This window comes from Candidatus Bipolaricaulota bacterium, from assembly GCA_021159055.1.
Taxonomy (GTDB): Bacteria; Bipolaricaulota; Bipolaricaulia; order UBA7950; family UBA9294; genus S016-54.
Genome location: JAGGSO010000083.1, coordinates 1 through 8111, shown reverse-complemented (window position 1 = coordinate 8111; position 8111 = coordinate 1). Strand labels below are relative to the sequence as shown.

General features: G+C 62.5%; 8 protein-coding genes. All 8 read right to left on the bottom strand.

Annotation, left to right across the window (positions count from 1 at the left end):
• Positions 1-220: 220 nt before the first annotated feature.
• The gene (locus J7J55_04235; protein ID MCD6141909.1) at positions 221-586 is read right to left on the bottom strand and encodes a DUF1667 domain-containing protein; all 366 of its coding nucleotides are present in this window, start codon (positions 584-586) and stop codon (positions 221-223) included.
• Positions 583-1824 carry an FAD-dependent oxidoreductase gene (locus J7J55_04230; GenBank protein MCD6141908.1) on the bottom strand — a complete coding sequence of 414 codons (1242 nt, stop codon included), beginning with the start codon at positions 1822-1824 and terminating at the stop codon, positions 583-585. Before J7J55_04230 ends, J7J55_04235 begins: the two co-directional genes overlap by 4 nt.
• A complete protein-coding gene (locus J7J55_04225; protein MCD6141907.1) occupies positions 1821-3248 on the bottom strand; it encodes an NAD(P)/FAD-dependent oxidoreductase in 1428 nt (475 codons plus the stop codon). Before J7J55_04225 ends, J7J55_04230 begins: the two co-directional genes overlap by 4 nt.
• The gene (gene glpK / locus J7J55_04220; GenBank protein MCD6141906.1) at positions 3245-4717 is read right to left on the bottom strand and encodes a glycerol kinase GlpK; all 1473 of its coding nucleotides are present in this window, start codon (positions 4715-4717) and stop codon (positions 3245-3247) included. The genes J7J55_04225 and glpK overlap by 4 nt, the downstream gene beginning before the upstream one ends.
• A gap of 78 nt (positions 4718-4795) precedes the next feature.
• Positions 4796-5590, bottom strand: coding sequence for an HAD-IIA family hydrolase (locus J7J55_04215; protein ID MCD6141905.1), 795 nt, complete (start codon positions 5588-5590; stop codon positions 4796-4798).
• A complete protein-coding gene (locus J7J55_04210; protein MCD6141904.1) occupies positions 5591-6418 on the bottom strand; it encodes an ABC transporter permease subunit in 828 nt (275 codons plus the stop codon).
• A 9-nt stretch (positions 6419-6427) separates the two neighbouring features.
• A complete protein-coding gene (locus J7J55_04205) occupies positions 6428-7321 on the bottom strand; it encodes a sugar ABC transporter permease (GenBank protein ID MCD6141903.1) in 894 nt (297 codons plus the stop codon).
• 77 nt (positions 7322-7398) lie between these two features.
• Positions 7399-8111: extracellular solute-binding protein (locus J7J55_04200; GenBank protein MCD6141902.1), on the bottom strand; the 713-nt coding region annotated here is incomplete at its 5' end.

Sequence of the window (8111 nt, the reverse complement as noted above, 5' to 3'; positions counted from 1 at the left end):
CCCCATTCAAGATGTACAAATTGCATTATACAACTTTTTATCGAGGAATCCAAAATCAGCGGCTGACAAGCTCTTTTTTCGCTCCGAATAGACCTCCGAGATGTGTCCTCGATAAAGACGTCGGATCTGGGGATGCGACAGGTGATGAACCCGTTAATCGCGACTCCGATTAATCCCGATTTAATCTGTTCTGGATGTCCGAACAATCCGCCACGGGGTGCTAATCCCTTCCCACCGTTTTGGTGGCAACCAGGTTCGCCGGGGTGCCGAGGATATTGGGGACAAGGACCTGTCCTATCTTCACCGGGGCCGCGACGGAGAGGGATTTAACGAGCTCCATCAGTTGCGGGATGAGGGACTTGGGAATCGGTTTGTCGGTCTTGACCGAGACGAGAGGAAGGACTCCCCCCTCCACCTTGACGCTCGTGGCGATCGTCCGCTGTGGGGCAGTCACTTCCTGGCGGGCGTACGCCTCGCCCCGCGGGCATCTGTTCCCGGTGATCTCCACAACCTTGTCCCCGTCCATCCGCACAGTGAGCGCACAGCCGATGGGGCAGGATATGCAGGTGAGATGGATCTCCTTCATCCCTCGATCACCTCCACCTTCACCTCCGCTAGTTTGGCGAGGGCTTCCACCGCTTCGGCGGAGAGCCGTACCTCCACCATCTCGGCCGGACGAACCCCGACGAACCGGCGGGAGACGATCCCCCCGCCGAGCCGCACCTGGGCACGCTCCATCGGTCGGGGAACGCGGAGGCGAATGACCGTGGGGATGCTCGAATCGAGCGCGGTGGGGACAAGGTGGAGGACGTTCTCCCCACGTACGAGTGGGACTATTCGCCCCTCCTCGTCTTCGCCGGCAGCGAACCGGGCGGCAAACCGCCCTGCCTCGGCCCCGGCGGCGGCGACTGCGTCAACAAGGTCGAATACCGCTACGCTGTTTCCCGCGGCGAACAGCCATGGAGCCTCGGTCCGCCATCGGGAGTCGACGCGCGGGCCGCGGTTGATCGGGTCGAGCCCGACGAACGGTGAAACCAGCTCCGCCTCCGGGATCAGGCCGACGGAGAGGATCAGCGTGTCCACCTCGAACTCCCGGCCCGTCCCCGGGATCGGACGACCGTCCCCGTCGACTGCGGCCGCGGTTACCCCGGTGAGCCGGGTCGTCCCGTGCACTGCGGTGACGGTGTGGGAGAGGTGAAGCGGGATTCCAAAGTCATCGAGGCACTGGACGACGTTTCGAGTGAGCCCGCCCGGGAACGGCTTGAGCTCCAGCACCCCGACCACCTCTACCCCCTCCAAGTGGAGCCGACGCGCCATGATCAGGCCGATGTCCCCGGAGCCGAGGATGAGGGCCCTCCGCCCGGGGAGGAGGTTGTACAGATTGACGAGCTTCTGGGCGAGCCCGGCGGTGAACACCCCGACCGGCCGCGGTCCCGGGATCCGCAACGCCCCGAACGGTCGCTCCCGCGCTCCGGTGGTGAATACCACCGCCCGTGGCTTGATCGTCCGCAGCCCCTCCGGCCCGGTCGTCTCCACGACGCGAGTCTTCGGGTCGATGGACAGGACGCTCCTTTTGGAAAGGACTTCCGCCCCGCTCCGCTCCAGCTCTCCGACCAGCCGCGCGGCGAACTCCGGGCCGGTGAGCTCTTCTTTGTAACGGTGCACTCCAAACCCCGGATGGATGCACTGTTCGAGTACCCCTCCCGGGGAGTCCTCCCGTTCGATCAAGAGGGTCTCCCGCCCGGAAGAGGCGGCAGCGGTCGCGGCGGCGAGCCCGGCCGCCCCACCTCCGATCACCAACACGTCGGTCCGATACGTGGTCATGGCCTCACCCTCCCCACCACGATGCTGTCCCCTCTTCCTCGCGCTGTTACATCCTCGGGCCTGACCCCGAGCTCGCGGGCCAGGATGGAGAGGATGCGCGCGGTGCAGAATCCCCCCTGGCAGCGGCCGAACCCGGCCCGGGTGCGGAACTTGATCCCGTCCACCGTCCGCGCACCGCGGCGGATCGCAGCGACGATCTCCCCTTCGGTGACCTCGTTGCAGCGACAGACGATTCTCCCGTAGCTTGGGTCCTTCTCGATCAGGGCGGCGCGGTCACGCGGGGAGAGCGCTGAGAACCGCGGAAGACCGTGGCGTACCGGGTCGAACGCCTCGTTCCGTCCGAGCGCAAACGCGGCCGCGATCTCCTCGACGAGGTGATGCGCCACCGCCGGGGCAGCGGTCAGGCCAGGGGAGCGCATCCCCGCTGCCTGGTAGAAGCCGGATACCTCGGTCGGGCCGATCACGAACTCACCTCCGGCCGGCTCGGGTCGCACCCCGGCGAACGTCTTGATCGTCAGACGGGGATCGACTGCAGGGACGAGGCGTTTTGCCCCGGCGACTGCCGCGGCGAGCCCGGTCGGGGATGTGGCGATCGCATCCGGAGTCAGTTCGGGCAGGTCATCGGCGGTCGGGCCGAGGAGGATGTTGCCGTCGACCGTGGGAAGGACAAGGATCCCCTTGGAGTTGTTCGTCGGAGCAGGGAACAGAACGGAGTTCGCCATTTTACCGGCCTGCTTGTCCAGGAGGAGGTACTCCCCGCGGCGGGGGTGGAGGACCGGCCGGTCGACTCCGGCCATCCGCGCCACCCGGTCAGCGTACAGCCCGGCGGCGTTCACCACCGCATCGAGTCGGTAGTCACCCTGGGAGGTCTGCACCCCAGTGACCCGCTCCCCGTCCAGCACGATCCCGGTCACCTCGGTCCCCAGATGCAGGTTCAACCCGTTGTCACGCGCGTTCTCCACCGCGGCGATCGCCACATCCCACGGCTCGACGATCCCCACCGTCGGGGACCACAGCGCGGCCTGGGCATCTGGACTAACGTACGGTTCGCGGGCGCGCAGTTCCTCCCCGGAGATGATCGCCAAGTCCGGAACCCCGATCTGCTCCCCCTGTTCCTTGAGGCGCTTCAGGGTCGCCACGTCGTCGGCGTCAAACGCAACTACATGCGCACCGATGCGCAGAAACGGGAAGTCGAGCTCCTGGGCAAGGGTGGCGTACATCGCGTTCCCCTCGACGCAGAACCGGGCGCGGGCGGTCCCTGGCTGTTCGTGGAAGCAGCCGTGGATCACCCCGGAGTTCGCCTTGCTCACCCCGAACGCAACGTCTGCCTCCCGCTCGAAGAGGTGCACCTCAACGTCGTACCGGCAGAGCTCGCGGGCGATGAGCGCTCCGACGACTCCGGCCCCGATCACCCCAATTCTCATTTTGCCCATCCTTTCGCGCGATCAACCGCCCGCGCCCATCCTGCGAGGAGCTGTCCTCGCGTTGCATTGTCCATCCGCGGGGAGAATTGTTCCTCCTCCCCTGTAAGCCCCTGTAGGGATTCGAACCGCTCCCAGTACCCGCGGGCGAGCCCGGCGGCGAACGCCGCCCCGCGCGCGGTCGTCTCCAGATACGCGGGTCGTACGACCGGGATTCCAAGGACGTCGGATTGGAATTGGCAAAGGAAGTTGTTACGCGCTGCTCCGCCATCTACCCGCAGCTCAGCGAGCTGCGATCCAATATCTCGTTCCATTGCCCGCACGAGGTCGCACGTCTCGTAGGCGATCCCCTCGAGCGCCGCCCGTACGAGATGGGCTCGAGTCGTGCCGCGGGTGAGCCCGACGATCGTTCCCCGCGCGTGCGGGTCCCAGTGCGGTGCCCCGAGCCCGGCGAACGCCGGGACGAGATACACCCCACCGGTCGAATCGACGGACCGGGCGAGGGACTCGGTCTCGGCGGCGGTGGCGATCAGCCCAAGCCCGTCCCGCAGCCACTGCACCGCTGCCCCAGCGACGAACGCTGATCCCTCCAGGGCGTAGGCGACCGCATCCGGGGTGGTGTAGGCGATCGTGGTGATGAGCCCATGCGTGCTCCGCACCGGGGTTTCCCCCGTATTCGCGAGGAGGAACGCGCCCGTCCCCCAGGTGACCTTCCCCATCCCCTGGTCGAACCCGCGCTGGCCGAACAGGGCCGCCTGCTGATCCCCGAGGACCCCAGCGATCGGGACCTCCGGGCCGATGATCCCCGGCTTCAACCGCCCGAAGGTGGAGACGCTCGGACGGACCTGGGGAAGGCATGCAGAAGGGATCGAAAAGAATCGACAGAGATCTTCGCTCCAGGCCAGCTCCCTGATGTCGAACAGGAGGGTACGGGAGGCGTTCGTTGTATCCGTTGCATGAACCCCGGTCAGGTTCCAGATCAGCCAGGAATCGGGAGTGCCGACCAATACCTCCCCCGCCTCCGCGCGGGCCCGGAGCTCGGGCCGGTGGGCGAACAGCCATTCCAGCTTCGTCGCGGAAAAGTAGGGATCGAGCGGGAGTCCGGTGCGGACCGTGATCCATTCTTCACCACCGATCTCGGCGCAACGGGCCGCGGTGCGGCGGTCCTGCCACACGATCGCCGGATGAACCGGCGTGCCGGTGTTCGCATCCCACGCGATCGCAGTCTCGCGCTGATTGGTGATTCCGATTCCGACGAGCTCGGAGGCGGTGATCCCGGCCTGGGACAGTCCTTCCCGCATTACTGCAATCGTACGGTCGAGCAGTTCGAGCGGGTCCTGCTCCACCCAGCCGGGTCGGGGAAATCTCAGGGTAAGCTCGTGGTACGCCGCCCCAACCGGATTGCCATGCCGGTCGAACACCACAAACCGCACTCCGGTTGTCCCCAGGTCGATTGCCCCCACGTACTCCACTTGCGATCTCCTTTCGATTTATTTCACTTGCTTGCTAAAATTGTATCGAAAGCCGCCGCCTTCGCAACCATCTGCTGGTCATCCTTGCAGTCGGGCATCCAACTCCGGGAGTGCGGCGACGCTCTCGATCACGTAGTCCGGCGGCACAGGTGCTTCAGAGACAGCATCCGGCGTGGTCACCCCGGTGAGGGTGAGGATCGCGGTGAGGCCGGCCTGCTTTCCCATCACTACGTCCGTCTCGAGCCGATCCCCGACCATAGCGCATTCCTCCGCCGGGAGCCCGAGCCGCTCCAGCGCCACTGCCACCGTGTGGCGGGACGGCTTACCCACGATCTCCTCCACCTTCCTCCCGGTTGTCGCCTCGAGGGCCGCGATCACCCCGGCTGCGTCCGGGATCTCGCCCCCGTCGACCGGGCAGGTGCGGTCCGGGTTGGTGGCGACGAAATGAGCACCGCGGCGCAGTGCTTGGAACGCGATGTTCAGCTTGTGGTAGTCGAACGTGCGGTCGAACGCGGCGATCACGTACTCGATCTTCTTCGGATCCTCGGAGATGGCGAACCCAGCGGCCTCAAGCTCGGCGATGAGGGGAGGCTCTCCGATTGCGTACACCGTCGCGCCGGGAGCGCGTTTCCCGAGGTAGCGGGCGAGGACGTAGGAGGAGTTGATCACCTCATCCTCCGTCGTGGGGATCCCGAGACGGGTCAGTTTTTCGGCGTAGTCGGTGCGGGATTGGAGCGGTTTATTGGAGAGAAAGACGATCCTCCGCCCGCGGGCTCGCAGCTCGGCGATTGCCCGATCGACGCCCGGGATCAGCCGCTCTCCCAGATATACCGTTCCGTCGAGATCGAGCAGATACCCTATCAATGCTCCCATCTATTTCTCCGATTGCATGGCTATCCCCTCGGCAAAGCTCTTCCGGAACAGGATGAGAACGACGAGCGGGGGGAGCATAGCGATGATCGTTCCTGCCATAATTACGTTCCATTCGGGAGCGATCTGCTCGCTTGCCAACAGCATCTTCAGTCCGATCTGCACGACGCGCATATCAGCTGTGGTGGTGACGATCAGCGGCCACAGGTACTGGCTCCAAATGAAGATGAACTCGATCACGAACAGAGCAGCGATGTTCGTCTTCGAGATCGGAACGAGGATCTGCAAGAAATATCTCATCGGGCTTGTTCCATCTACCCGGGCGGCGTCGGACAGGTCGCGGGGCACGGTCATGAAGAACTGGCGGAACAGGAGGATCCCAGTAGTGCTGGCGAAGAACGGGAACATCAGCGCATAGTAGGAGTTGATCCAGTGAAACGATGCCATCAGCTGATACGTCGGTAGGATTCGCACCGGGAGCGGAAGCATCTGCGTGACCATGGTCATCGGAAAGAGGATGGAACGTCCACGGAAACGAAAGTGCGTGTAGGCAAATGCCGCTAACAGCGATAGGACTATCTTGACAAACGATACAACTAACGAGATCAAAGTACTGTTGAAGAACAGTCTTCCGAAGTTGGCCCGATGCCACGCCTCGACGATGTTCTGCCAGAGATGAGTCCCGGGAATGAGACGAGGCGGGTAAGAATACGCCTGTTGGAACGTAAGGGTGCTGGTAATCAGGGCATAGATGACCGGAAACGCGATCACTGCCACCAAGATGATGAGGATCGCGTGAATCAGGAGTTTCGTTCTTGTCCTTGTGATCATTGTCTCACCTCACCGAGCGTACACGGCCTTGCGCGTGGCCACCCGCAGCTGAACGACTGCCGCTATCGATATCACGATAAAGATGATGAACGACTGGGCTGACGCCGATCCAGAATCGAGATGAATGAACGCATCGCGATATAGGTTGTACACAAGTATGTTCGTTGCATTTCCCGGTCCCCCACGGGTCATGATATCGATTAGTCCGAACACCTGGAATACGGAATATAGCATATTGACGAACAGGAGGAAGGTAGTGGTTGGGGAGAGCATGGGGAAGGTTATCTTCCAGAACGTTCGCCATCCCCCTGCCCCGTCGACCCGCGCCGCCTCTAGCAGCTCGCCCGGGACGTTCTGCAGTCCGGCGAGGAAGAAAACAATATTGTACCCCAGCATCTTCCAGGTCGCGGCCGCGGAGACCACGAACAGGGCTAGCTGCCCGTTGGTCATCCAGTTAAGGACATATCCACCGGTGAGTCGATTCACTATGTACGGAACGATTCCTGTCGCTGGGGCGAACATCAAGGCCCAGATGGTGCCTGCAACCGCAGGGGAGAGGGCGTACGTCCAGATAAGTGCGACTTGATAGAATCCCCGCCCTTTGATCTTCTGATTCAGCAGATAAGCGATAGCGAGCGATACAGAAAGGCCGACTACAATTACGAAGCTGGCGAAAATCAACGTTGTGATGATGCTTTGTCGATAATCGGGGGAAGCGAACAGTCGCGCGTAGTTGCGAAACCCGACAAATATCGTCTTTGTACCGAACGCCGTCGAGGTATAAAAAGATTCCTGCACGCTCTGGATGAACGGAACGATCAAGAAAGTAATGATGACCGCCACCGACGGCAAGATAAGAAGATACGGCAGGAATCGATGTCCAGGGAACCTATCTTCCGGCATATATCTTACTCCTTGATGGATGGATCCATAAGGTGCGGAGGGATCACTGTGATCCCTCCGCATCCCGCTAAGCTTCCTTACTTGTGCAGTTGGGCGTAATCCTGAAGAAGCTGATTCGCCTTCTGCGCTGCCTCATCCAGTGCCGCCTTGGGGGTCATCACTCCCGATACGGCTTTCTCAATCGCCGCGCGCTCGATCTCGCGGATCTCGACGAACGGCCCGAGCCGGACGCCCCGCACCGCCGCGGTGTCGCGCCGCCCGGAAAGGATCTGAAGGAACGCCGTCAAGAAGTTCTGATCCTTGCTGAACCAACCTTCGTCAAGCAGTGCTTTAACCGCGGAGTTCATCGTCGGGAAATACCCCGTGCCCTTGTGCCACTGGATGGCGATGTCGGTCTGGCCGAGATACTTCAGGAATTCCCAGACGGCCCGCAGCTCTTCCTTGCTCTGCCCCTTGGTCACCCATAGGCTTCCACCGCCAATGACCGAGTTACCCATCGGATAGCCCTCAAAGCGAGGGAGGAAGCTGGTCCCGACCGGGAACTGTGATCCCTTTTCGATTCCTGCCAAGGATGAGGTTGACTGGAGGAGCATCGCCAGCTGGCCGGATTTGAATGCGGTATTCGCCGAGTATTCAGGACCACCGTAGATGAAGATCCCTTCCTTGGCTAGTTTGGTCCAGGTCTCTAACACCATCTGCCCGAAGTCACCGTTAAACAGCACTTCGGTCGCGAGACCGCTGCGGCCGTTGTCGTTGTTGGCGAATAATTGATTGTGCGTCGCGAACATCT